The organism is Bifidobacterium sp. UTCIF-38 (genome assembly GCF_006454495.1).
In the GTDB taxonomy this organism is placed as follows: domain Bacteria; phylum Actinomycetota; class Actinomycetes; order Actinomycetales; family Bifidobacteriaceae; genus Bifidobacterium; species Bifidobacterium callitrichos.
Genome location: NZ_JFAL01000024.1, coordinates 25,843 through 51,157 on the forward strand (window position 1 = coordinate 25,843; position 25,315 = coordinate 51,157).

The window sequence follows — 25,315 nt, forward strand, 5'->3', positions numbered from 1 at the left end:
ACCTGATATGACAAGTTTTGAATCATCTCCCGGAACCAATGGACTCGGCGACTACATGCAGAAGGTGTTCATCTGGAACGTCAACATGCAGCTGACGGGACGCGGCCTGAACCAGCAGGCCCTGTGCGCCCCGTTGGGGCTGAAGAAGGGTGCGGTGTCCGCGAAGATGACCGGCAAGACCACCTGGACCATCCAGGACATCGCCGCGGTGGCGGAGTTCCTCAACGTCTCGCCCCTCTACCTTCTGGACGCGTCGATGTACGAGCAGATGATGCGTGGCATGAACGGCGACGGAGGTGCATCTTTGGTGGCAGCGGCCACCGCCGGGTTTCCTGTGCGCGCGGCTGAAGGCCAGGCTGACAGCCTGAAACCATTGGAAACAAAAGGCTCCGGGCCACGATACCTCGTGAATCCCGGAGCCGGTGGGTACCCCCAGAGAGAGTCGAACTCTCGTTGTCAGATTGAAAGTCTGGTGTCCTAACCGTTAGACGATGGGGGCTGACAACTCGAGTTAGAATACACAAGTCGTCGTCGGAGAGCAAATCGCCGTACCTGTTCGGCGTGTCACGCCTTGCGGTATGTGAAATCGTGGATCACGCGGCCGGCGGCGAGTCCCTTCTTCTCGAAGTTGGTGAGCACGCGGCCCTCGAATCGCGTCGACTCCGTGAAGTCGGCGTGCGGCATGTCCGCCGCGAGCTCGGCATTGCCCTTGCCGACGTGTCCGGTGGGCAGGCTCACGGTGTTTCCGCCCTCGTTGTGCCATCCGTCGAGGCCATCCATCACCTCGTGCACATGCAGGGCGTAGTCCTCTATATCCGTGGCGATGCGCCAGATGCCGCCGTCGGCCAGCGTGCGGCGGATCTCGCCAGCAAGCTCCGGCTGGACGATGCGGCGCTTGTGGTGCTTCATCTTGGGCCACGGGTCCGGGAAGAACGTCCACACCTCCGCGGCGACGCCGTCGGCGCACGCCTTGAACAGCTCGGGCGCGTTGACCTGCGCCACGCGGATGTTCTTCAGTCCCCGCTTGCCGGCAAGCAGTAGCGTGTGCGCGACGCCCGGATCGTAGACCTCGAGCGCGAGGAAGTTCTCGTTCGGGCGCGACTCGGCCGCCGCGACGACGTTCTCCCCCTGACCGGTGCCGATCTCGATGATGAGCGGATTGTCGTTGCCCCACGCGTGGCGCACGTAATCGTGGTCAAGCGTGAACCCTTCCCGCACGTCAAGTGATCCCGCGGCCGGGGCGATGTCGAGCAGGTAGTCGCCGGCGTAGTTGTCCCACGCGCGCTGGAGTCTGGCGTCGAGTCGGCCTGATCGACGCACGAAGGAGAGTACCTTGTGCATGGGGTGCGCGGGGTGCTCGGCGGGGGAGTCAGGTGTGGGATCGGTTTCGGTTGCGGACGCCGTCTGCGTTTCGGGTGTCTCGGGCGTTGCCTCCAGCGTGGTCGCCTCGGTCGTTTCGGTCGTTTCGGGTGATGACGTGGTGTCGGTCATGGGGTCCTTTCTGTGAATTCGTCGGGGCCGCCGCGGTCTATCGCGGTCTCTTACGGTCTTGCCGTGCGCGCTTATCTCATTATTCACCACGATTGCAGATGAATCGCGTGTGTTCGGTCCTGTTACGTGTTATACTCAAATTGTTCGAAAAGATAACAAATGTGAGCAGAAGCGAACAGCGGCTCGCGTAGTCGGACCGCATGCCTCTCTCATGGATAGGAAGGCCAGAACATGACAGTTCTCGTCACTGGTGGGTGCGGTTACATCGGCGCCCACGTCGTCCACGCGCTGCACGAAGCCGGCGAGAAGGTCGTCGTCGTCGACGATCTGAGCTACGGCAAACCCACGCGCATCGAGGGCTCCCGCCTCTACGGCATGGACATCTCCGCTCCGGGTGCCGGCGATCGCCTCGCCGAGATCCTCGATGCCGAGGACGTCGACGCCGTCATCCACTTCGCCGCCCGCAAGCAGGTCGGTGAGTCCGTCGAGAAGCCGCTGTGGTACTACCAGCAGAACATCGGCGGCATGCTCAACGTCCTGACCGGCATGAGCAAGTCCCAGAAGACCAAGAAGCTCGTCTTCTCCTCCTCCGCCGCCACCTACGGCGTCCCGCCGGTCGACGTGGTGCCCGAGGACGTCGTTCCGATGCTGCCGATCAACCCCTACGGCCAGACCAAGCTGTTCGGCGAGTGGATGGCCCGCGCCTGCGAGGGCCGCTACGGCATCCGCTTCTGCGCGCTGCGCTACTTCAACGTCGCCGGCTGCGGTCCGGTCGAGCTTGAGGATCCGGCCATCCTCAACCTCATCCCGATGCTGCTCGATCGTCTGAAGAAGGGCAAGGCTCCGCTGATCTTCGGCGACGACTACCCGACTCCGGACGGCACCTGCGTTCGCGACTACATCCACGTCTCCGATCTGGCTGACGCCCACATCGCCGCCCTGAAGTATCTCGACCGCGACGAGCGCAAGTACGACGCGTTCAACGTCGGCACCGGCGAGGGCACCTCCGTGCGCCAGATCGTCGACGAGCTCAAGAAGGTCACCGGCCTGCCGTTCCAGGAGCACGTCCAGGGCCGTCGTGCCGGCGATCCGCCGCACCTCATCGGCTCCCCGAAGCGCATCAACGAGGAGATGGGCTGGCACGCCAAGTACAACGTGGAGGACATCGTCGAATCCGCGTGGAGGGCGTGGCAGGCCAACCCGGAGCACCACATCGACGTCGAGAACTGGAAGCAGGCCGACTGATTTTACGGTCGTGATCGACTGATCTGGGCTTCATAGGCTCGCAAGGGGCGTGGTCGGATTCATCCGGCTGCGCCCCTTTTCGTTGGAATTCCGGGCGACACGCCGATGATTTGCATGCGGAGCTGAGACCTGTATTATATCTACCTGTTGCCTCACGGAAACGCGAGAGAAACACGGCCCCGTAGCTCAGTTGGTTAGAGCGCCGCCCTGTCACGGCGGAGGTCACCGGTTCAAGTCCGGCCGGGGTCGCTTGAATGGGAAACCATTCATTGGCTCTGTAGCTCAGTTGGTAGAGCGAGCGACTGAAAATCGCTAGGTCAACGGATCGACGCCGTTCGGAGCCACCACGCGGAACCCCGCAAGCCAATCATTCCAAGGCTTGCGGGGTTTCTTGATTCCGGAAACAAAGTCTGCACTTACCTCCAAGTCTGCATTTACTCTGCACATTCACTAGCAAAGTGGAAGTCGGGTGAGGGCTTGCTGCAAGGGACTGGCGGAAACCTCTCGGGGAAGGGCGGGTATGTCCCGTGTGGCCTCCTTGATGGTGTCGTCTGGAACGGCGAACGGGGATTCCCGCTGTGCCTGTCTCACATATCGACCATATCGTGGGCTTTCGTCCGAACAGTGAACCGGGGTGAAGGTGATGGCCGCTGCTGATGTTCAATGGTGCGCGTGAATGACAAGATGAATGACGATATCGACGTTATCGACAATGTCGACAGCCGGGTGAATGGCGAAACGAACACCAAGCAGTACGACTTCTACGTGGCGGGTCCGTTCTTCGACCCGGAGCAGTCGGACAGCATGGAGCGGTTGGAGGCGGTGCTCGAGCGATACGGCAGAAAGCTGTTCAAGCCGCGTTTCGTCAGTCAGATCGAGGATGCAGGGCCGGATGGCTGCTTTAGGGACGACATCAACGGCATCCGCTCCTCGAAGGTCGTCATCGCCAATCTCATGGACGAGGACCCGGGCACGATGTTCGAAATCGGGTATGCGCATGCGCTGGGCATGCCCGTGTACGGCTATGCGGAGGGCCTGACTCCGATGGATCGTGTCAATCTGATGGTGGCGCAGGCCGTCGAGATGGTGTTCTCCGGCCCTGATGATCTGAGCCAGTGGCTCGAGACCGGAGAACACGAGGAGATCGATTACATCCAGTTCTGAGAGGCGTGGGGGCCGGATCAGGCCTTCCACCACGGACGCAGCGGATACCACTTGCCGTCCGGGTGGCCGACGCGGTCGGGGCGCACGGCGAGGAACTGGTGGATCTGGATGCCATCCAGCTCGAAGTTAAGCGCGCAGGCGGCCATGTAGAGGCCCCACACCTTCGCACGTTCGAAGCCGACCTGCCTGACCGCGTCATCCCAATGCTCGGACAGGTTGCGATTCCAGTGATGCAGGGTCAGTGCGTAGTGCTGGCGCAGGTTCTCCTGATGCACGACGTTGAACCCTGCATCGTGGATGCAGGACTCGATGAAGCCGGGCGCGCCGAGATCGCCGTCAGGGAAGATGTAGCGGTCGAGGAACTCGTCGGTGCCGGGCTTGCCGTCGGGCTTGTCGTGGCTGATGGTGATCTGGTGGTTGAGCAGGCGTCCCATCGGCTTGAGGAGCTTGTACATCTCCTTGAAGTAGCTCTCGTAGTTCCTGACGCCCACATGCTCCATCATGCCGATCGAGCAGATGCCGTCGAAGTCGCGCTCGGGCACCTCGCGGTAGTCCTGCACGCGCACCTCGGCCAGATCCGTCAGGCCCTCGCGTGCGATCCATTCGTTCGCGTATTCGGCCTGCTCCTTGGACAGGGTGACGCCGAGGGCCTTGATGCCGCGGCGGGCGGCGGTGATGACCATCGAGCCCCAGCCGCAGCCGATATCGAGCAGCCGCTGGCCGGGCTCGAGCCCCAGCTTGTCGAGGATGAGGCGCAACTTGTTGGCCTGCGCGTCCTCGAGGCTCATGTCCTCGTTCTCGAACACCGCACAGGTGTACGTCATCGAGGGCCCAAGGAAGTCGGCATAGAACTCGTTGGACATGTCGTAGTGGAAGCTGACGGTCTCGGAGTCGGCCTTCTCGGTGTGGGGGAGGAGGCCCTCCTCGAGGCGATCGAACTTGCTTGGGCCCTCGGTGGCCGGAACCGGCGGCTTTTTGAAGCCGTGGCTGAGGATGCCGGCGGAGACACGCGCCACGGTCACCGGCGTCAGCGGCTTGACGTACTTGGCCATGGAGAACAGGGCGCGCAATGCCGGATACGGGTCGGCGTAGTCGATGCCCTCCACGTCGAAGTCGCCCAGCACGTAGGCGCGCACGACGCCGATCTCATTGGGATGCATAAGCAGCTGGTACATGCAGCGAGGACTGGTGATGCGGACCTTCAGATCGGCGTCCGCCGCTCCGAAGTGGGATCCGTCAAACGCGTCCACGCGTACGGGCGCATCATCCTCCAGGAACAATCCAACCATTTCGCCGACGGTCATGGACTTGCCGTTTGCCATAAGGCTACCTCCTAACTATCTGTACTGTCTGTTCTCTTCGTGTCTGTTGCGTTGCGCGTCACGTGATTTCCGCGTTGCCGCGCATCGTGCCGGACAGTATCGTGTCGTTCGCAGCCGCTGCGTGTCAGACCGCTACGCAGACGGTGTGAAACCCCAAATTCGAGCATCATATTAGTCCTCGTCGTGGGATGGAAAACGCGTGAAAACGCCGATCGTCGTCGAATTATCCGTGACGGGACGGGTCGCCGACGCGGTTGTCGACGCGGGTGGGTGGGGGAAACGGGGTGCTTGGTGAGATGATTGTGACGATTGGAGGATCTCCATTTTTCTGGAACAATTTCGAAAATTTCCAGAGTCGTGTTGGTGAACGCTCACGCAAACGAGTACACTGGGCATCGTCGGGAGATGCGAAGAGCGCATCCGCCCACGTGCACAGACAGAACACTAGCTTCAAAGGAGAGCTCGCCATGGTCTATCGCATGATTTTCAACCAGACCGCCTACTTCGGCCGCGGTGCCATCAAGGAGATTCCTGCCGTCGCCAAGCAGCATGGCTTCACCAAGGCGTTCATCGTCACCGATCCGGTCCTGCTGGAGACCGGCACCGCCGAGAAGGTCACCAAGGTTCTCGATGAGGCCGGACTGCCGTACGAGGTGTTCAGCAACGTCAAGCCGAACCCGCCGGTCGAGTGCATCAAGGACGGTGTCGAGAAGTTCGCCACCTCGGGCGCCGACTTCCTGATCGGTCTGGGCGGCGGCTCGCCGCAGGACACATGCAAGGGCATCGGCATCATCACCGCCAACCCCGAGTTCTCCGACGTGCTCTCCCTCGAGGGCGTGGCGGACACGAAGAACCCGTCCGTCCCGATCTTCGGCGTGCCGACCACGGCCGGTACCGCCTCCGAGACGACCATCAACTACGTGATCACCGATACCGCGAACAAGCGCAAGTTCGTGGCCGTCGACCCGCACGATATCCCGATCGTCGCGTTCGTCGACCCTGACCTGACCGACTCGATGCCGCGTGGCCTCAAGGTCGCCACCGGTCTCGACGCGCTGACCCACGCCATCGAGGGCTACATCACCCCGGGCGCCTGGTCGCTCTCCGACTGCCTGTCGATGCAGACCATCCGCATGATCGCCAAGAACCTCGCCAAGTCCGCCGACGGTGACATCCCGGCCGGCGAGCAGATGGCGTACGCCTCCTACATCACCGGCATGGCCTACTCCAACGTCGGCCTCGGTCTGGTCCACGGCATGGCCCACCCGCTGGGTGGCCGTCTCGGCGTGGCGCACGGCGTCGCCAACGGCATCCTGCTGGCTCCGGTCATGGAGTACAACAAGGACTACACGGGTGAGAAGTACCGTGACATCGCCGATGCGTTCGGCGTCGAGGACGCCTACACCGGCGATCTGGAGAAGGTCCGCGAGGAGGCCGTGCAGGCCGTCCACAAGCTGACCGTCGACCTGAAGAACCCGACCACGATCTCCGAGGTCGGCGCCACCGAGGCCGATCTCGCCCCGCTTGCCCACGACGCGTTCAACGACGTGTGCACCCCGGGCAACCCGCGCAAGGCCACCGAGGAGGACATCCTCAAGATCTACACCTCGCTGATGTGATCTCTCTGATGTGATCCATGTGATCCATATCCATATGGCATATGGACTGAGCGGCCCGGCGGATCCTCTGATCCATCGGGCCGCTGTCTATTATGAGGCCGAAAGAGCCCGTAGCCCTCAGCGTCACAAATTCCCGGAATTTCCCCTGTGCGCGGTAAAAGGTGACGCTCCCCAATCGTCAGCGTCACCTTTTACCGAGATGTAGGGTGATCTCGGGAATATGTGACGCTGACAATGGTCAATCGTCACAATTTTCCGAGATATGGGATGATTTCGGGAATATGTGACGCTGGCCCGACCGACCGTCAGTTCCGCTCCTCGTGCTTCTCGTCGTAGGTCTCGTCGGTGGGGGTCTCGTCGTACAGCTCGCGACCCTCCTTCTCCGCGAGCTCCATCTGCTCGTTGATCCACGCGGCCTCGGCCGGATTGATGTCGGCGGTGTTGAGCACCTTCTGCCACACCGGGTAGAACAGGTGCATCGCCGGGTACATGGCCGTGAACAGGATCTCCGGCTTGTGCTTGCGCCAATGCTGCGGATGCGCGTCGAACGTGTTCCTGAACCGGCGCATGTAGTTGAGGAACGACGAGAACGACGTATCCATGCGACGGGCGCTCATGCCGGCGATCATCCGCGGCGAGTAGACCGTCTTGAGGCCCTTGCCGATCAAGTGCAGGGAGATGTCGATGTCCTCGTGCATCACATCGGCCTTGTCCCGGCATACCTCGCCGGAGATCTCGCGCCATGCGGAGGCGCGTAGCGCCATGTTCGAGCCGAACAGCAGCGGCTGGCCGCCGTCGGCGCGGTAGATGCGCTTGCGGATCGAATTGTCGCTCTTGAGGCCGAAATGGCGCGACGGCATGTCGTAGTACATGACCGGACCGGTGGCGCCCATCGCGGTCGGATCCTCGGTGAAGATGCCGGAGACGACCTCCACCCAGTCGGGTTTGATCATGCAGTCGGCGTCGAAGCGGCCCAGCACATCGCCGGTGGCGTGGTCGAGACCGTAGTTGCGCGTGGGGATGAGCCCCTGCTCTGCATCTTGATGCAGCAGCTTGATCGGGGCCTCGGGGTGGTCGAGCATGAATTGTTCGACCACCTTGCAGGTGTCGTCGGTGGAACGGTTGTCGACCACGATGATCTCGTGGGGCATCACGGTCTGCCGAATCGTGTTGAGCAGACAGTCGGCGATGCGTTCGGACTCGTTCCAGGCCGGGATGACGATCGAGACATTCAGCATGCCTTCAGAATAAATGGGCGGGCGTACACGGGCCTTCGCGAGCCTCCACGAGCCTCCACGAGCTCCCATGCGGAACTCCCGCCGCTACAATGGGGAGCCATGAGTCAAAGCGCGCGCGAATACGGCAGTGATACTACTGATGGCAATGAGCAGCGATGGGATTTCGGCACGCTGTTTCCGGCCAAGGGGGATCCGCGCAGACCACCCGAATGGTTCGGGCGCGGCCTGCTGTACATCGCCATCGCCGTCATCGTCTTCGCCTTCTGCTGGCGATCGTGGGGCCAGATCTCCTATCTGGTGCTCGACATCATCATCTCCCTGTTCCTGGCGCTCGCGGTCGAGCCGATGGTGATCTCCCTGGTCAGGCACGGCTGGAAGCGAGGCGCCGCCTCCGCGTTCGCGCTGGTCATCGTCGCGGTCGTCATCTGCGTGCTGCTGTCCCTGTTCGGCAGCATGTTCGTCCAGCAGGTGGTCGCCATGCTGTACGGTCTGCCGTCGATGTACGAGCAGATCAAGGGTCTCGTCAGTCAGTACAGCAACTTCGAGATGCCCGAGATCGACAACCTCGGCACCGAGATCCTCAAGAACATCCAGACCTCGTGGGTGACCGACTTCGCCGGCACCGCGATGAGCACGGTCGGCGGGCTGTTCTCGTTCCTGCTCAACCTGATGACCGTGGTGATGACCACGTACTACATCTCCGCCGCGGGCCCGAAGCTGCGTCGCTCCTTCTGCCAGTGGATGGCGCCCGCCATGCAGCGTCGGTTCCTTCTGGTGTGGACGGTCGCGCAGGATCAGATCTCCTCGTTCCTGTTCTCCCGATCGATCCTCGCGATGATCAACGCCGCCTGCACCGCGATCTTCCTCGAGGTGCTCAAGGTCCCGTACTGGCTGCCGCTGGCGCTGTTCTGCGGCGTCGTCTCCCAGTTCATCCCGACCGTCGGCACGTACATCGGCGGCGCACTGCCGGTCCTGTTCGCACTGGGCAGCCGCGGCTGGGTGTACGGGGTGGCCGTGCTCGTGTTCATCATCGTCTACCAGCAGATCGAGAATCTGATTCTTTCGCCGAAGATCTCCCAGAGCACGATGGACATCAACGCCGCCATCGCGTTCCTCGCCGTGCTTGCGTTCGGTTCGGTGTTCGGCGCTCTGGGCGCGTTCCTCGCACTGCCGGTCACCGCATCCCTGCAGACGATCTTCCGCGTGTACACCCGCCGCTACGAACTGGTCGACTCGCCGCTCATGTACGATCCGGAGATCGGCAGGAAGTCGAAGGTCGTCGAGGCGTCCGAGGCGTTCAGCGAGCATGTGCTTCACCCGCTCGGCGACCACATGCCGCGTGCCGCTAGGGGATCGACGAATCGCGTGCCGATGAACGACGAGATCCGTCGTCTGCAGGAGGAGATCTACGCGATCCCGGACGAGGGGATCGGCGCGGAGCATGGCTCCGGACGTAGCGACGGCCGTGGCCGTTCCGGTTCGGGCGATCCGGACGAATCCGCCACGGTGGCGATCCCGAAGGGCGTGCTCGATCGGCAGGTCGGGAAGCGATCGGTGAGCGCACTGGCGGGCACGGAAACCGACGACTCGTCACGAGCCGACCGACCCGACCCGTCCGTCGAATCCGTTGACTCGTCCGAATCCGATGACTCGTCCGACGTGTCCGACAACCCGCGTGCGGGGTGGCGCTGACATGGTACTGCTCACCGTACTCGACGTCCTCATGCTTGTCGTCGGCGCCGTCGGCATGATCTACCAGGTGGCGTGCGTCCTCAAATCGCTGGTCTCCAAACCGGTGCGATTCCCCGACGCCCCGATGGACAAGCGCTATGCGGTCCTCATCTCCGCGCGCAACGAGGAACAGGTCATCGGCAACCTCATCGGATGCATCCGCGAACAGACCTATCCGGCCGAACTCATCGACATCTGGCTCGTGGCCGACAACTGCACCGACCACACCGCAGACCTCGTGCGATCGCTCGGCTGCAACGTCGTCGAACGTCATAACGACCAGCTCATCGGCAAGGGATACGCGCTGACCTACCTGCTCGACCATATGATCGACGAGGGCCTGTCCGACACGTACGACGCCTACTTCGTGTTCGACGCCGACAACCGTCTCGACAAGCACTACTTCGAAGAGATGAACAAGGCCTTCCACGCCGGATTCAGGATCCTCACCAGCTACCGCAACTCGGTGAACCTCAACGACAACTGGGTGTCCTCCGGCTCCGCACTGTGGTTCATCCGCGAATCGCGATTCCTCAACAACTCTCGCATGCTTTTCGGATCCAGCTGCCATGTGGGCGGCACCGGCTTCATGTTCTCCAAGGAGGTCATGAAACGCAACAAGGGATGGAAGTTCCATCTGCTCACCGAGGATCTGGAGTTCACGATGGACTCCGTGCTGCACGGCGATCGCGTCGGATACTGCGGCACCGCGATCCTGTACGACGAGCAGCCCGTCACCTTCGCGCAGAGCTGGCGGCAGCGTCTGCGCTGGAGCAAGGGCTTCCTGCAGGTGTTCCGCTTCTACGGCCCGTATCTGATCCGCCGCGCCGTGCGCGAACGGGATTTCTCGGCGGTCGACTTCACGCTGCTGCTGTGCCCGTTCACCGTGCTGAGCGTGTTCCGCATCGTGTTGGGAATGCTGTTCGCCGCCTTCGGCTTCGTCACCTGGCAGAGCCAGATCGGCGCGATATCCGGCTGGGCGAACGGCATCGTGTTCGCCGTGCTCGGCATGATGGGGCTTGCGGGACTGACGATCGTGGCCGAGCGCGATCAGATCGGCGCCACCAACAAGGAGCTGTTCGCCTACGTGCTGAGCTTCCCGATCTACATGCTCTCCTACGTGCCGATCTCCTTCCAGGCCATCTTCTCCAAAGCCCAGTGGAAACCGATCCAACATAAAGGGTGAAAGACCATGCAACCTCCTGCCGTACCCTATGACCCTCATGCGGCGGTGTCGATCCGCGGCCTCGTCAAACGCTTCGGTGCGAAGACCGCCGTCGCCGGGCTGTCCCTCGACATCCCGGTCGGCTCGTTCTACGGTCTGGTCGGACCGAACGGCGCGGGCAAGACCACGACGCTCAACATGGTCACCGGCCTGCTCACGCCGGACATGGGCGGCGCGTCGATCTTCGGCGTCGACGTGTGGCGCGACGTCAACACGGCCAAGCACATGATCGGCGTGATGCCGCAGCAATCCCAGATCTTCGACCGGCTCACCGGCCTGCAGCTGCTCGTATATGCGGGCATGCTGCGTGGCATGAAGCGCGCCGAGACCGTCGCCCGTGCGCGCGACCTGCTCGCCGCGTTCGACCTCGTCGATGCGGCCGACAAGATGGTCGTCGACTATTCGACCGGCATGGTCAAGAAGATCTGCCTCGCCTCGGCCATGATCCACAGTCCGCGTCTGCTCGTGCTCGATGAGCCGTTCGAATCGGTCGACCCGGTCTCCAGCGCGAACCTGAAGGACATCCTCGCCGAATACGCGGCCACCGGCGGCACCATCATCATCTCCTCCCACGTCATGGCTCTGATCGAACGGATGTGCACGCACGTGGCGGTCATCAACCGGGGAAGCGTGTGCGCGGCCGGCACCGTCGCCGAGGTCGCGGCCGGCATGGACCTCGAGGATCGGTTCCTTCAGCTGGTCGGCGGACGCCACGCCGCGGCCAGACTCGACTGGCTCGACGGTTCGATGGGCGCGCAGGAGCCGGGAGTCGGACGATGAGCGAGATCGCCGTAGTCGTCCGCCTGCGCTGGATCCTTACCATATCCGTGCTGCGCCGCTCCGTCCTGCAGACCATCGGCTTCGCACTGTTGCTGACCATGGGGGCCGGCGCAGTCGTCGTCATGATCGTGTTCGCGGCCCTGCTCGGCATGCCGCAGTTCGCGGCGGATCCTGATTTCGTGCCCGGACTGAACGCCCTGCTTGTCACGATCGGGGCCATCGGCATGGTGTTCGCCGTCATCATCCAGCTCATGCTTCTCGGCGAGGGATCGGCACTGACCCCGCAGCGCTTCGAACTGTACGGCATCCGCGACTCCCGATTGCTGTGGGCGCTCATCGCCGCCGGACTGACCGGACCGGCCGCGATCATCGCCTTCTGCGCCCTTGTCGCTCTGGCGTTCATCTATCGCGCAATCGGTTGGGGCGTCGTGCTCGCCGGTGTTCTTTCGGCGCTGCTCGTCGTCATCACGACCGTTCTCGTCGGCAAGACGGTCATGTCGCTCGCCACCACGCTCGTCACCACGGCACGCGGCCGTGCGACGTTCTACATCATCGTCATCGTGGGGTTCATCGCGGCGACTCAGCTACCGGCGCTGATCCTCCCGCAGGACGGTTCAGGCAGATCGCAGTCCAGCCTCGGGACGTTCTCCGCTCTGTCCCGACTGCTCGCATTCACTCCGTTCGGCGCCGCGTTCCAGCTGCCGTTCGACGTCATCGCCGGCGCGTGGCTGCCGCTCGCGATCCGTCTGATTATCCTCGCCGTCGCATGGGTGGTCTGCTTCTATGTCTCCATGTGGTGCCTCGGACGTCAGCGGCACATGCGTGGTGCCGACACGTCCAGCAAGGTCAAGGCCGGTCTGGGTGATTTCGCCCGTATGCCGGACAGCGTGTCCGGAGCCATCTCCGCACGACTGTTCACCTATCTCAAACGCGACCCGCGTCAGGCCGTGCTGTTCGTCATGCCGCTCATCATGGTCGTCATCTTCACCATGCAGCCACGTACCGCGGGCACCACGTTCCTCGCATGGCAGACGCTCATCTGGCTGGGACTGTTCATGATGATGGTCGAAGGCAACGGCCTCGCCTACGACGGCACCGGATTCGCCATGGAGGTGATCAGTGGCGTCAGAGGAATCGACGACCGTCTGGGGCGCATACGCGTACTCGTGGGATTCGTCATCATCTACATGCTTGCACTCGCCGTCGCACTGTTCGCGTTCACCGGGGACTGGCGCACGCCGGAGGGAATCGCGATGGGACTGGGCTGCCTGTTCATCGGCATCGGCGTCGCGTTCGCCGCACTCGGACTGGCCGAGATCGTCTCGACACTGCTGCTCTACCCGGTTCCCGATATCGAGCGTCCCTTCTCCACGCCGCAGGGACGCGCCGCCGCACAGGGCGTGTTCCCGTTCGTCCACATGTTCGGCACGGTGTTCGTCATGCTGCCCGCCGGCATCGTCGCACTCGTCACGCTCGTCATGCACACGTTCGGCGCCCCGGGCGCCACGATGACCATCGCCGTGGCCGCGCTGGTGAATGGAACGGGTGCTCTCGCGCTCGGTACATGGCTTGGCGGTAAGCTGTTGGATGCGCGCGCGGTCGGCATCCTCGGCACGTTGGACGAGTTCGCCTCCCTGCAGAAGTAAGAAGTAGAGGAAGCGGCGGTAGGACCGTACGCCGCGCGGCGATCCACACGTATGCGTGTCCCGGAACGCGGGGGCGCGGAAGGGGGAGGAATGAGTCGGAGCAACGGCCGGCGGCAGGCGGGCCATCGCGTCATCGTATGCGCGCTGTGCGTGGTGCTGACGGCCGTGTTTGGCGTCGGATACGCCGTGGCGGACGCCGCCGACGCCGTCCCCGGACTGCTGACGATGCGCGGCGTCGCCACGCGCTCCTACCCGGATCCGTCCGCCGCCAGGGCAGCCGGTACGGTCTCCGGCGATGTCGACCTCGACGGCGGTGACATCGACAAGGCGGCGGTCGCCCGCCTGATCGACGAACTTGGCAAGACCGAAGGCATCGGCACCGATTTCTCGGTCGCCGTGGCGGACGCGCGGGGCAACGTGATCGCCGAACATGAGATGAACACGTTGCGCGAGCCGGCGTCGACCACCAAGACACTGACCGCGTATGCGGCCGCGAACACGCTGGAGATGGGGTCCACGCTCGACACCGAGGTGTATCTGACCCGCACCGGCGACGACCCCACGATCGTCCTCAAAGGCAACGGCGACATGCTTCTTGGCGCCGGCAACAACGATCCCACGCATATCAACGGCCGTGCGGGGCTCGCCACCCTCGCGGACAGGACCGCCGCCGCGCTTCGCAAGCAGGGCGTCACCCGCGTCGCGCTCGCAACGGACGACTCCCTGTTCGGCGACGACCGCACTCCGTCGAACATCATCGAGAACAACGCCGAACACCGCTATTACACGGCCATCTCCTCGATGGCCATCGACGGCGGACGCGACTGGACCGGACTGGAGAGCCAGGACCGGGACTCCTTCACCGAATACCCGATCCTGTCCGAGCATCCGGCGATTGACGCGGCGAACACGTTCAAAACGCTGCTGTCCGCACGAGGCATCACCGTCACCGACTCCACCGACGTGAGCGGGCAGAAGCCGTCCAACCGCATCGCCTCGGTCAGTTCGGCACCGCTCAACGAGGTGATGGCGTTCATGCTGCGCCACTCCGACAACACACTGGCCGAGCTCTTCGGACGTCTGACCGCGTTGAAGCTCGGTACGGGCAACTCCATCACCGGAGACGTCAAGGCCGTCGAACGTGTGCTGAAGGACGGAGACATCAGCACCGAAGGCATGACGCTGAGCAGCTGCTCCGGACTGGCTCCGGGCACGCGCCTGACCGTGAGGACGCTCGTTGAGGTGCAGTCGAGACTCGTCGATCCGGACGATGGCGCGGCAGCGGCGCTCGAGGGACTGTCGGTGCCGGGACTGGTCGGCACCGCCCGCAGCCGCGTGGCCGATCAGTCCACGCGCGGATTGATCCGCGTGAAGACCGGCTCGCTGGACAATGTGCGATCCCTGGCCGGCAACATCTCCCTGAGCAAGGGCGGTGTGCTCGCCTTCGCGGTGATCGTCAACAATCCGGTCAACGCATGGGAGGCCAACAAGGCCGTCGACAGTTTTGCGGCGGGACTGGCCAAGCTGTAGGTCGTCCGGTCAAGTCGTCCGGTCGCTCGGTAGCTCGTGTAAATACTCGGAATCCATTCAGGTTTTCCTCAGAAACACGTCATTCGCGTGTGCCAAGATGGTTGGCATGCGAATCGCTGACGTACAAGACGACATCGACCACGAGCTGGTCAGCAAAGAAGAGATCCAGAGCATCATCAACAATGCCGCCGCACAGGCGAGCGAGGACTACCGTGGCAAGAATCCGCTGGTCATCGCCGTGCTCAAGGGCGCGGTGAACACGATCGCCGCATTCTCGCAGGCGCTGTCCATTCCGTGCCAGCTTGATTTCATGAGCCTGTCGAGCTACGGCTCGGGCACCGAATCGAGCGGCACCGTGACGATCCGTCAGGATCTGTCGACCGATGTTCGCGGTCGGCACATCCTCATCGTCGAAGATATCATCGATTCAGGCCATACGCTCGCATGGCTGGTCGGGGAGCTGAAGCGCCGTGGCGCCGCATCCGTGGAGATCTTCGCCCTGCTGGAGAAGCCGGCAAGGCGTGAGGTGCACGTCGATGTGAAGTACAAGGGCCGTGAGATCCCCGACGAGTTCGTCGTCGGATTCGGTCTGGACTACGACGAGCGTTACCGCAATCTCGATTCGATCGCGGTGCTGAAGCCGTCAGTATACCAAGGAGAACAGGCATGAGCTTCCCTCAGGGGCCGGGGCAGCCGAACAACCCGAACAACGGGAACGGCAACCCATTCAACAACCCGTTCCGCCGCAATAATAATAAGGACAACGGCAACGGGAACAATCGCAACGGCGGCGGCAACGGGAACGGCAACAGGCCGTTCTGGCAGTCGCCGTGGCTGTGGGGCGCGGTCATCGTCGTCATCGTCGCTCTCATGTTCCAGATGTTCACGGGCACCGGCGCGCAGACCATCGACACCAAGGACGGCCTGCAGCTGCTCAGGAACGGGCAGGTCGACTACGCGAAGATCGTCGACAACAAGCAGAAGGTGACGCTCGACCTCAAGGCCGACTACACCAAGAAGGACCCCGACACCGGCAAGGACCACAACTACGGTCAGAAGGTGCAGTTCTACTACACGTTCGCGCAGGGGCAGGATATCATCAAGGCCGTCGAGAGCGCCGAGCCATCCAAGGGCTGGAGCGCCGACATCGAGCAGACCAGCATGATGAGCTACCTCATCAGCTCGATCCTGCCGTTCGTCATCTTCTTCGCCCTGTTCTGGTGGATGATGAGCCGTATGGGCGGTGCCGGCGGCATGCTCGGCATGGGCGGCAAGAAGAACAACGGCAAGCTGCTCGAAGGCCAGACCCCGACCACCAAGTTCTCCGACGTCGCCGGCGAGGACGAGGCCCTGGCGGAGGTCGAGGAGATCAAGGACTTCCTCAAGGATCCGTCCAAGTACAAGGCGCTGGGCGCGCGCATCCCGCGCGGTGTGCTGCTGTACGGTCCTCCGGGCACCGGTAAGACGCTGCTCGCGCGAGCCATCGCCGGCGAGGCGGGCGTCCCGTTCTACGCGATGGCCGGCTCCGACTTCGTCGAGATGTTCGTCGGCCTCGGTGCCTCCCGCGTGCGCGACCTGTTCGACGAGGCGAAGAAGAACGCCCCGGCCATCATCTTCATCGACGAGATCGACGCCGTCGGCCGCAAGCGCGGTTCCGGCATGGGCGGCGGCCACGACGAGCGCGAGCAGACCCTGAACCAGCTGCTCGTCGAGATGGACGGATTCGACAACGACACCAACCTGATCATCATCGCGGCCACCAACCGCCCCGACGTGCTCGACCCCGCCCTGCTGCGTCCGGGCCGCTTCGACCGTCAGGTCGGCGTCGCCGCCCCGGACCTCGAAGGCCGCGAGGCGATCCTCAAGGTTCATGCCAAGGGCAAGCCGTTCGTGCCGGACGTCGACCTGCACATGGTCGCCGTGCGCACGCCGGGCTTCACCGGTGCCGACCTCGCCAACGTGCTCAACGAGGCTGCCCTGCTGTGCGCCCGCGCCGGCGCCCAGCTGATCGACAACCGCGCCATCGACGAGGCGATCGACCGCGTCCAGGCCGGCCCGAAGCGCAAGTCGAAGGGCATGGCCCTGGACGAGCTGCGCAACACCGCGTACCACGAGGGCGGCCACGCTCTCGTCGCCGCCGCGCTGCACAACACGGACCCGGTCACCAAGGTGACGATCCTGCCGCGTGGCCGCGCGCTCGGCTACACCGCCGTGATGCCGACCTCCGACCGCTACTCCCAGTCGCGCAACCAGCTGCTCGATCAGATGGCGTACGCGATGGGCGGCCGCACCGCCGAGGAGATCGTGTTCCACGACCCGACCACCGGCGCGTCCAACGACATCGAGAAGGCGACGAAGATCGCCCGCACGATGATCACCCAGTACGGCTTCTCGACGAAGCTCGGCGCCATCAAGTGGGCCGACGACGACGATCAGAGCTCGGACTTGAACGGCATCGGCCCGCACAAGTACTCGAACCAGACCGCCGAGATCATCGACGAGGAGGTGCTGAAGCTCGTCGAGACCGCGCACACCGAGGCGTGGAAGATCATCAACGACAACCGCGACATCCTCGACGAACTCGTCCGTCAGCTGCTCGTCAAGGAGACCTTGAACGAGAAGGAGCTGGCCGAGATCTTCGCGCCGATCAAGAAGGCACCGGAACGTCCGGTGTGGCTGTCCGACGACAAGCGCCCCGACTCCGATCGTCCGCCGGTCGAGATCCCCGAATCGCTCAAGCGTTCGGTCGGCATGAAGCCGGGCGAGTGATCGGACGATGACGAGCACGAACCCGGATTACCGCGGTTACGACGAGGAGGGCGTGCGCCGTGCCGTACGCCTCTTCCTCACCTCCATCGGCGAGGACCCTGATCGCGAAGGACTCGTGGAGACGCCGGACAGGATCGCCCGCGCCTGCCGGGAACTGTTCGCGGGCCTCGGGTCCTCGCCCGCGCAGGTGCTGGAGAAGCACTTCGACGTGGACACCGACGAGCTCGTGCTCGTCAAGAACATCGAACTGTATTCGGTGTGTGAGCATCATCTGCTGCCGTTCCATGGTATCGCCCACGTGGGGTATATCCCCGCCAAGGACGGCGTGATGGGACTGAGCAAGCTCGCACGGCTCGTCGAGGTGTATGCGCGCCGCCCGCAGGTGCAGGAGCGACTCACCCAGCAGATCGCCGACGCGCTCGTCGAATACGCGGGCGCGCGTGGGGTGATCGTCGTCACCGAATGCGAGCACCTGTGCATGTCGATGCGCGGCATCAAGAAATCCGAGGCACGCACGGTCACCTCCGCCGTACGGGGGCTGTTGCGCAATCCCGCCACGCGTTCCGAGGCGATGAGCCTCATCATGAGTCGGTGAGGACGCGCCGCACAGGCGTCTACAGGTGACGGGCCGACTCGCAATCCATGGAATCGCAATCACACGAAGGGGAACATCATGGTTGATCTGCGAGCATTGCACGATACCGATCGCACGCTCGTGATGGGCGTACTCAACATCACCGAGGATTCCTTCTCGGACGGAGGCCTCTGGCTCGACCCGGTCGCGGCCGCGAACCATGGGCGGGCCATGGCCCACGCCGGCGCCGACATCATCGACATCGGCGCCGAATCCACGCGGCCCGGCGCCAAGCGCGTCTCCGAAGCCGACGAGCTGGCGCGCATCACCGGCGCGGTCAGGGCGCTCATCCCCGCCGGAGCGACCTTGTCGATCGACACCACGCGCGCATCGGTCGCGAAGGCCGCGCTCGACGAGGGCGCGCAGATCATCAACGACGTCTCCGGCGGCACGCTCGACCGTGAACTGCCGCACGTCGTCGCCGACCACGACTGCCTGTACATCGTGCAGCATTGGCGCGGCTGGCTCGCCGGATCCCACGGCGCAACCCCCGACGCCGACACCTCGCACTACGAGCATGGCGTGCTCAGCGACGTGCGCGACGAGCTGATGCGTCAGGTCGACGACGTACTCGCCGCCGGCGTCGACCCGACGCGCGTGATCATCGACCCGGGTCTCGGCTTCTCCAAGCCCGGCATCGAACATAACCTGCCGCTGCTCGCGGGACTCGACACGTTCCGCGCCACCGGTTATCCGGTGCTCATCGGACAATCGCGCAAACGCTTCGTCACCGCGATCCTCGCCGGGGCGGGCATCGACGGCGTGGACGGGGCCGGCCCCGATATGGCCGCTCGCGACGACGCCACCGCGGCGCTGAGCGCGCTCGCCGCCGAACACGGCGCATGGGCGGTGCGTGTGCACGACGTGCCCAGATCCCGTGCCGCCGTGGCCGTGGGCAACGTGTGGCGGCAGTACGCGGGACAATACGCGAATAGACAGTTAAGTTAAGTAAAGGAATTCGATGGACATCATCCGACTGACCGGTGTGCGTGCGAGCGGCACGCACGGCGTGCTCAACTTCGAACACGAACGCGCCCAGCCGTTCATCGTCGACGCCACGCTGCATCTCGATCTGACCCGCGCCGGGCGTACCGATGCGCTCGGGGATACCGTCGACTACGGGAAGGTCGCCAAGGCCATCGTGGATGTCATCGAAGGCGATCACGTCGATCTCATCGAAAAACTCGCGCAGGAGATCGCCGATCGGGTATTCGCCGTCGACACGGCGATCCGCGAAGTCGAAGTCACCGTGCACAAGCCCCATGCGCCGATCACCGTGCCGTTCGACGACGTCGCCGTCACCATCGACCGTACGCGCGAATCGGATGCGGGGAATAATGGTGACGGACAGGATGCGTCGGACGGCATTCATCGCGCGGTGATCGCGCTCGGCGGCAATCAGGGCGATATCGCATCGACGCTGCGTGATGCCGTGCGTCGCATCGACGCGTTGGACGGCACGCAGATCGTCGGCGTCTCGCCCCTGTATCGCACCGCCGCATGGGGCATGCCCGACGGCACGCCCGATTTCCTCAACGCCGTGGTCGAGGTGACGACCACGCTGCCCGCATCCCGTCTGCTGCACGAGCTGCTGTGCATCGAGGCCGATCACGGCCGCACGCGCGACACACACTGGTCGAACCGCACGCTTGACCTCGACATCATCGACTACGACGGCGTCGAATCGGACGATCCGGACCTGACCCTGCCGCATCCTCGCGCATGGCAGCGGGCGTTCGTGCTCGTACCGTGGGCCGCGCTGGATCCCAAGGCCGATCTGCCCGGCATGCATGGCGGTCCGGTGCGCGAGCTCGCCGAAGGACTGCTTGCCGAATCCGATCCGGACAGGCCGCCGGTCACACTCGTCTCGAAGGATTGGATGGGCGCGGAGTCGGCTGGGATGCCGGCTGACGCTTCGGGGCTGCGTCCGTCGCGGACCGTCGTCGATGCCGGTGACGGTGCGATGATCTCCAGCAGGGCCGTGATCTCGATGGACTCGACCTCCACCGACGCCGAACGACTGTTCCGCGAGGCGATCGTCGCGATCGACGGACTTCCCGGCAATCAGGTCGAAGGCATCTCGCCCCTGTACCACGTGAGTAACTTCGATGGACCGGACGCGATGTCCGCGGTCATCCAGATCGAGACCAGACTTGGTGCACGTGCCCTGATCAGCGCACTCGGCACCATCGAGCAGTCGCACGGCAACGCCATCGACCTCGATCTGGTCGACATGGACGGCGTCGAATCCGACGATCCCGACTGCCGCGTACCATGGCCCACGGCTCGTGAACACGCTTCCGTACTCGCCCCGTGGATGGACATGGATCCGAACGCCACGCTCGGCGGTGACCCGGTGTCGTTCCTGCTGGCGATGGCACCCGACGCGGCGCGCGTCGGCATACTGTCCGACAACTGGATTCTGGGAGGAACCCCTCGATGAGCGCAAAACGTACGCCGTGGTGGCAGCCCGCCCTCGCCCTTGCGTTGGGAACGGTCGCCGGTGCCGTCGTCGCGGAACTGGGGGAGCGCTTCAATCTCACGCTGATCGGCGCCCCATGGTTCGTGGCCGCACTGCTCATCGCCATCGGCGTCATCGTGCTGATCCTCGCGTTGAACGTGCACAAGTACGCCACCACGGATCCACGCAAACGCCCCAGCACCTTCATCAATCCGAGACTCGCGTTCGACACCTTGGTGCTGTCGAAGGCGCTCGCGCTGGCCGGTGCGATGCTCGCCGGATGGTACGGCGGGCAGATCATCCCCACCATCGGGCATATCGAGGCCGACTTCTACTCGCAGGCGGTACTGGAATGCGCGGTGACGGCCGTGGTCTGCCTGATCGACATGGTCATCGGACTGGTGGGGGAGTGGCTGTGCCAGCTGCCGCCCACCGAAGGCCCGGAGAATCCCAAGATGAAGAGGGCTGAGAGGGAGCGCGGCGTCGCCCCCGCCGCCGCCAAGACCGTGCGCTAAAGACTCGGTAATCACCGTATTCTTCCGGCCCCCTCTGACGAGGGGGCTGTCGGCGGAGCCGACTGGGGGAGAGATAAGCCCAAGGTTTCAGTCGCGCGGCACGCGGATCATCGCCTCCTGCGCGATCGCCGCAACCAGTTCGCCGTCACGCGAATACACCTTCGCCAATCCCAGTCCGCGGCCGTGCGCGGCGGTCGGCGTATCCTGCACATACAGATGCCACTGGTTGATGTTCACGTCGCGGTACCACCACATCGAATGGTCGATCGACGCGTAGGAGATGCCGGGTGTCGAGATCGACAGGCCGGCGCGGCGCAACACCGGCTCCATCATCACCTGATCGCAGCCGAGCGCCAGCATCGCACGGTGCATGAGCTGCGGCACGTCGACCTCGCCATCGGCCTTCATCCACACCATCTGCCGTCCGGAATCGGCGGCGGCCGACTCCTTGTCCGGTCCCAGCATGATCGTGCGCGTGATATGGCGGATGTCGAACGGCGACTTCTTCACGTAATAGTTCGCGAACGGCGACTTGCCGGCGTACGGCTCCATCAGCTCCTTCGCGCTGGTGAGCGACTCCGGGTCGGGCAGGTCGGACGGCATCGGATCGGCGAACTCCACGCCGGACTGCCCCTCGACCTGGAACGAGGCGATCGCCGTGAGGATCGCCCCCTCGGCCTGCGTCACGTTGACACGTCGGGCGGAGAAGGACCGGCCGTCGCGCAGCTTCTCGACGTCGAACAGCAGATCCTGGCGGATATCTCCCGGAGCGACGAAATAGCCGTGGATCGAATGCGGCAGACGATTCTCCGGAACCGTCTTGGCCGCGGCCATCAGCGACTGCGCGATGACCTGGCCGCCATAGACGCGACCGGTGGGGAAGTACAGGCTCTCGCCGTTGATATACGTATGATTGCGATACCCCGAGGGTTTGCCTAGCTTCAGCACCTTCACCAGATGCTCCAGCGGCGTCATGGTGTCATCGGTCATGTTCTCCCCCTGATGTACTTGCTCGGTTCACTGTCGTTTGCTCATACTGTAGCGACGGGGCGTTACCCGTGCCGGAGACGATTGTTACGAGCGTATGTGCAACGTGAACATCGGGTTATCGTGCAATGGTAACGCGGATATGGTAAAGGCCTTCCTCCGGCCGTCGGCGGTTATCCGCGGCGGAGAAAGGCCCGTAATCCCGGTCCCCTCTGACGAGGGGGCTGTCAGCGAAGCTGACTGGGGGAGAGAAAGCCGGTATGCATGTACTAGCGCGTCAGCTTCCTGTGCAGGCGGTGCGGGCGGGCCGCATCCTCGCCGAGGCGGGCGACGCGGTTCTCCTGATACGCCTGGAAGTTGCCCTCGAACCAGTACCACTTGGCCGGGTTCTCGTCATCGCCCTCCCACGCGAGGATGTGCGTGGCGACGCGGTCAAGGAACCAACGGTCGTGGGAGATCACCACGGCGCAGCCCGGGAAGCCGAGCAGCGCGTTCTCGAGGCTCTCGAGCGTCTCGACGTCCAGATCGTTCGTAGGCTCGTCGAGCAGCAGCAGGTTGCCGCCCTGCTTCAGGGTCAGCGCCAGGTTCAGACGGTTGCGCTCGCCGCCGGAGAGCACGCCGGTGAGCTTCTGCTGGTCGGAGCCCTTGAAGCCGAAGCTCGCGACATAGGCGCGGGTCGGCACCTCGACGCCGGCAACCTCGATGAAGTCAAGACCGCCGGAGACCGCCTCCCACAGGTTCTTGTTCGGGTCGAGGCCCTCGCGGTTCTGGTCGACGTAGCTGATCTTGACGGTGTCACCGATCTTGAGCTCGCCGGACGTCAGCGGCTCGAGGCCGACGATCGTCTTGAACAGCGTGGACTTGCCGACGCCGTTCGGGCCGATCACGCCAACGATGCCGTTGCGCGGCAGCGTGAACGACAGGTCGTCGATGAGCACGCGGTCGCCGAACGCCTTGTGGATGTGGTTCGCCTCGAGCACCAGCGAACCCAGACGCGGGCCGGCCGGGATCTGGATCTCGGAGAAGTCGAGCTTCTTGTTGTTGCGGGCCTCGGCCTCCATCTGGTCGTACCTCTCCAGACGGGCCTTGTTCTTGGCCTGACGGGCCTTCGGCGAGGAACGCACCCAGTCGAGCTCGTCCTTCAGGCGCTTGGCGAGCTTCGCGTCCTTCGCGCCCTGGATCTCCATACGCTTGGCCTTGGTCTCCAGATACGTGGAGTAGTTGCCCTTGTACGGGTACAGGTGGCCGCGGTCGACCTCGCAGATCCATTCGGCAACGTTGTCCATGAAGTAACGATCGTGGGTGACGGCGATGACGGCGCCCTTGTACTGGTGCAGGAACTTCTCCAGCCACAGGATCGACTCGGCATCGAGGTGGTTAGTGGGCTCGTCGAGCAGCAGCAGGTCCGGGGCTTCGAGCAGGAGCTTGCACAGGGCCACGCGGCGGCGCTCGCCACCGGAGCACACGGAGACCGGGGTGTCCGGATCCGGGCACTGCAGGGCGTCCATGGCCTGTTCGAGCTGGGAGTCGAGATCCCAGCCGTTGGCGGCGTCGATCTCGGTCTGGAGCTTGCCCATCTCCTCCATCAGGGAGTCGAAATCGGCGTCCGGGTTGGCCATCTCCTCGCCGATCTGGTTGAAGCGGGCGACCTTCTCCGCGATCGGGCCGAACGCCATCTTGATGTTCTCGCCGACGGTCTTGGTGTCGTCCAGCGGCGGCTCCTGCTGCAGGATGCCGACCGTGTAGCCGGGGGTGAGCGTGGCCTCGCCGTTGGAGACATGCTCGATGCCGGCCATGATCTTCAGGAGCGTGGACTTGCCCATGCCGTTGGGACCCACCACGCCGATCTTCGCGCCCGGCAGGAAGCTCAGCGTCACGTCGTCGAGGATGACGCGGTCGCCGAACGCCTTGCGGGCCTTGATCATTTGGAAAACGAATTCTGCCATGAGTTGCAGCTGCTCCTTACAAAAGTTGGAATTCCGCCGTTTCTTTGGTTCATGCATGCAGATTGACACATGCGGATTGACGGTCGCCGTCCGTTGGTTGCGTTGCCGTCATCTCGCCTTGTCGTCCGCGTCCATGCGGCGCGTGTCCGCATAGCGGTCGATTCCATGCCAAACCACCGCCCACCATGGTAACGGAAGGGCTGGAATGGCGGGGCTGTGACTGTCGGCGGTGGGGTGCCGTACGTTTGCCCGGTTGTTTCGCGGTCGTATCCGGACAAACGTACGTTGACGGATACTTACCGTACGTTCATTCGGATGTTTGGCACCCGTATCCGGGCGAACGTACGTTGACGGGCACTCACCGTACGTTCGCCCGGAAAGGATGGAGGAATTACCCGGACGAACGTACGCCCCATGACCGGTGCCGCCGTCGGGGTCGGTCATGGGGCGTACGTCTACGTCGGTTACGTCGGTTACGTCGGTTACGTCGGCTATGCCGACTGGTCACTTGCCGGCGCCGATGGCGCGCAGTACGTTGACCATCTCGATGGCGCCGAGCGCGCAGTCGAAGCCCTTGTTGCCGGCCTTGGTGCCGGCGCGTTCGATGGCCTGTTCGATGTTCTCGGTGGTGATCACGCCGAAGAGCACCGGCACGTCGGAGCTCAGCGACACCTGCGCGATGCCCTTCGCGGTCTCGTTGCACACGAGATCGTAGTGGGAGGTGGATCCGCGGATGATCGCGCCGAGGCAGATCACAGCGTCGTAGCGGCCGGTGGACACCATGCGCTTGGCCGCGATCGGGATCTCGAACGAGCCGGGCACCCACGCCACGTCGACGTTCTCGTCGGCCACGCCGTGACGGCGCAGACCGTCCTGCGCGCCGGACAATAGCTTCGAGGTGATGAACTCGTTGAATCGGGCCACGACGATGCCGATGCGGATCGGCGCGTTCGCTTCGCTTCCGGCGAGGGTGGTGGTGTTCGCGACCAGCTGGCCTTCGAATACGGTCATG

20 protein-coding genes, 3 tRNA genes and 1 pseudogene are annotated in these 25,315 nt (G+C 63.8%); 17 read left to right on the forward strand and 7 right to left on the reverse strand.

Annotated features, from left to right (window positions below):
• Window positions 1-55: 55 nt before the first annotated feature.
• Window positions 56-271 (forward strand): annotated as a pseudogene (locus BW11_RS12060) (helix-turn-helix domain-containing protein); the annotation flags it as partial.
• 156 nt (window positions 272-427) lie between these two features.
• Here the strand turns inward: BW11_RS12060 and BW11_RS08645 are convergent.
• Window positions 428-499: transfer RNA gene (locus tag BW11_RS08645), tRNA-Glu, on the reverse strand.
• 65 nt (window positions 500-564) lie between these two features.
• Window positions 565-1,491, reverse strand: a complete 927-nt coding sequence (gene trmB / locus BW11_RS08650; protein ID WP_140445546.1) for a tRNA (guanosine(46)-N7)-methyltransferase TrmB — start codon at window positions 1,489-1,491, stop codon at window positions 565-567.
• A 231-nt stretch (window positions 1,492-1,722) separates the two neighbouring features.
• On the opposite strand from trmB, the gene galE reads away from it, so the two are divergent.
• The 4 genes from galE (at window position 1,723) to BW11_RS08670 (ending at window position 3,900) form a co-directional block, all read left to right on the forward strand.
• Complete coding sequence (galE, locus tag BW11_RS08655; protein ID WP_140445545.1) at window positions 1,723-2,736, forward strand: UDP-glucose 4-epimerase GalE; 1,014 nt, start codon at window positions 1,723-1,725, stop codon at window positions 2,734-2,736.
• A gap of 175 nt (window positions 2,737-2,911) precedes the next feature.
• Window positions 2,912-2,985, forward strand: a tRNA-Asp gene (locus BW11_RS08660).
• 22 nt (window positions 2,986-3,007) lie between these two features.
• A tRNA-Phe gene (locus BW11_RS08665) sits at window positions 3,008-3,083 on the forward strand.
• Between the two features lie 337 nt (window positions 3,084-3,420).
• Window positions 3,421-3,900: a nucleoside 2-deoxyribosyltransferase gene (locus tag BW11_RS08670; RefSeq protein ID WP_107043744.1), complete on the forward strand. Its 480-nt coding sequence runs from the start codon at window positions 3,421-3,423 to the stop codon at window positions 3,898-3,900.
• Between the two features lie 17 nt (window positions 3,901-3,917).
• On the opposite strand, the gene BW11_RS08675 is transcribed toward BW11_RS08670, so the two are convergent.
• Window positions 3,918-5,222 (reverse strand): class I SAM-dependent methyltransferase, encoded by a 1,305-nt coding sequence (locus tag BW11_RS08675; protein ID WP_140445544.1) that lies wholly within the window; start codon window positions 5,220-5,222, stop codon window positions 3,918-3,920.
• A gap of 467 nt (window positions 5,223-5,689) precedes the next feature.
• Between BW11_RS08675 and fucO the strand changes: the two genes are divergently transcribed.
• Window positions 5,690-6,841: a lactaldehyde reductase gene (fucO, locus tag BW11_RS08680; protein ID WP_140445543.1), complete on the forward strand. Its 1,152-nt coding sequence runs from the start codon at window positions 5,690-5,692 to the stop codon at window positions 6,839-6,841.
• 305 nt (window positions 6,842-7,146) lie between these two features.
• Here the strand turns inward: fucO and BW11_RS08685 are convergent, their stop codons facing one another.
• Window positions 7,147-8,079, reverse strand: a complete 933-nt coding sequence (locus tag BW11_RS08685) for a glycosyltransferase family 2 protein (protein ID WP_043164877.1) — start codon at window positions 8,077-8,079, stop codon at window positions 7,147-7,149.
• Window positions 8,080-8,178: 99 nt separating this feature from the next.
• Between BW11_RS08685 and BW11_RS08690 the strand changes: the two genes are divergently transcribed.
• The 11 genes from BW11_RS08690 to BW11_RS08740 all read left to right on the forward strand — a co-directional run bounded on the left by BW11_RS08690 (window position 8,179) and on the right by BW11_RS08740 (window position 21,370).
• Window positions 8,179-9,771 (forward strand): AI-2E family transporter, encoded by a 1,593-nt coding sequence (locus tag BW11_RS08690; RefSeq protein WP_140445542.1) that lies wholly within the window; start codon window positions 8,179-8,181, stop codon window positions 9,769-9,771.
• A 1-nt stretch (window position 9,772) separates the two neighbouring features.
• Window positions 9,773-10,996: a glycosyltransferase family 2 protein gene (locus BW11_RS08695; RefSeq protein ID WP_140445541.1), complete on the forward strand. Its 1,224-nt coding sequence runs from the start codon at window positions 9,773-9,775 to the stop codon at window positions 10,994-10,996.
• 6 nt (window positions 10,997-11,002) lie between these two features.
• Window positions 11,003-11,815: an ABC transporter ATP-binding protein gene (locus BW11_RS08700; RefSeq protein ID WP_140445540.1), complete on the forward strand. Its 813-nt coding sequence runs from the start codon at window positions 11,003-11,005 to the stop codon at window positions 11,813-11,815.
• Complete coding sequence (locus tag BW11_RS08705; RefSeq protein ID WP_140445539.1) at window positions 11,812-13,461, forward strand: ABC transporter permease; 1,650 nt, start codon at window positions 11,812-11,814, stop codon at window positions 13,459-13,461. The genes BW11_RS08700 and BW11_RS08705 overlap by 4 nt, the downstream gene beginning before the upstream one ends.
• A gap of 90 nt (window positions 13,462-13,551) precedes the next feature.
• Complete coding sequence (locus BW11_RS08710; protein ID WP_140445538.1) at window positions 13,552-14,991, forward strand: D-alanyl-D-alanine carboxypeptidase/D-alanyl-D-alanine-endopeptidase; 1,440 nt, start codon at window positions 13,552-13,554, stop codon at window positions 14,989-14,991.
• Window positions 14,992-15,088: 97 nt separating this feature from the next.
• Complete coding sequence (gene hpt / locus BW11_RS08715) at window positions 15,089-15,661, forward strand: hypoxanthine phosphoribosyltransferase (protein WP_140445537.1); 573 nt, start codon at window positions 15,089-15,091, stop codon at window positions 15,659-15,661.
• The gene (gene ftsH / locus BW11_RS08720) at window positions 15,658-17,760 is read left to right on the forward strand and encodes an ATP-dependent zinc metalloprotease FtsH (RefSeq protein WP_140445536.1); all 2,103 of its coding nucleotides are present in this window, start codon (window positions 15,658-15,660) and stop codon (window positions 17,758-17,760) included. The genes hpt and ftsH overlap by 4 nt, the downstream gene beginning before the upstream one ends.
• Window positions 17,761-17,767: 7 nt before the next feature.
• The gene (gene folE / locus BW11_RS08725; protein ID WP_140445535.1) at window positions 17,768-18,355 is read left to right on the forward strand and encodes a GTP cyclohydrolase I FolE; all 588 of its coding nucleotides are present in this window, start codon (window positions 17,768-17,770) and stop codon (window positions 18,353-18,355) included.
• A 78-nt stretch (window positions 18,356-18,433) separates the two neighbouring features.
• Window positions 18,434-19,342: a dihydropteroate synthase gene (gene folP, locus BW11_RS08730; protein ID WP_140445534.1), complete on the forward strand. Its 909-nt coding sequence runs from the start codon at window positions 18,434-18,436 to the stop codon at window positions 19,340-19,342.
• Window positions 19,343-19,355: 13 nt separating this feature from the next.
• Window positions 19,356-20,837 (forward strand): 2-amino-4-hydroxy-6-hydroxymethyldihydropteridine diphosphokinase, encoded by a 1,482-nt coding sequence (gene folK, locus BW11_RS08735; RefSeq protein ID WP_140445533.1) that lies wholly within the window; start codon window positions 19,356-19,358, stop codon window positions 20,835-20,837.
• Entirely contained in the window at window positions 20,834-21,370 is a 537-nt protein-coding gene (locus BW11_RS08740) for a DUF3180 domain-containing protein (protein WP_140445532.1), read from the forward strand. Before folK ends, BW11_RS08740 begins: the two co-directional genes overlap by 4 nt.
• Window positions 21,371-21,457: 87 nt before the next feature.
• On the opposite strand, the gene BW11_RS08745 is transcribed toward BW11_RS08740, so the two are convergent.
• The 3 genes from BW11_RS08745 to ribE all read right to left on the reverse strand — a co-directional run bounded on the left by BW11_RS08745 (window position 21,458) and on the right by ribE (window position 25,314).
• Window positions 21,458-22,360 (reverse strand): acyl-CoA thioesterase II, encoded by a 903-nt coding sequence (locus tag BW11_RS08745; RefSeq protein WP_140445531.1) that lies wholly within the window; start codon window positions 22,358-22,360, stop codon window positions 21,458-21,460.
• 266 nt (window positions 22,361-22,626) lie between these two features.
• Window positions 22,627-24,303, reverse strand: a complete 1,677-nt coding sequence (ettA, locus tag BW11_RS08750) for an energy-dependent translational throttle protein EttA (protein ID WP_140445530.1) — start codon at window positions 24,301-24,303, stop codon at window positions 22,627-22,629.
• Window positions 24,304-24,807: 504 nt separating this feature from the next.
• Window positions 24,808-25,314: a 6,7-dimethyl-8-ribityllumazine synthase gene (ribE, locus tag BW11_RS08755; RefSeq protein WP_140445529.1), complete on the reverse strand. Its 507-nt coding sequence runs from the start codon at window positions 25,312-25,314 to the stop codon at window positions 24,808-24,810.
• Window position 25,315 lies beyond the last annotated feature (1 nt).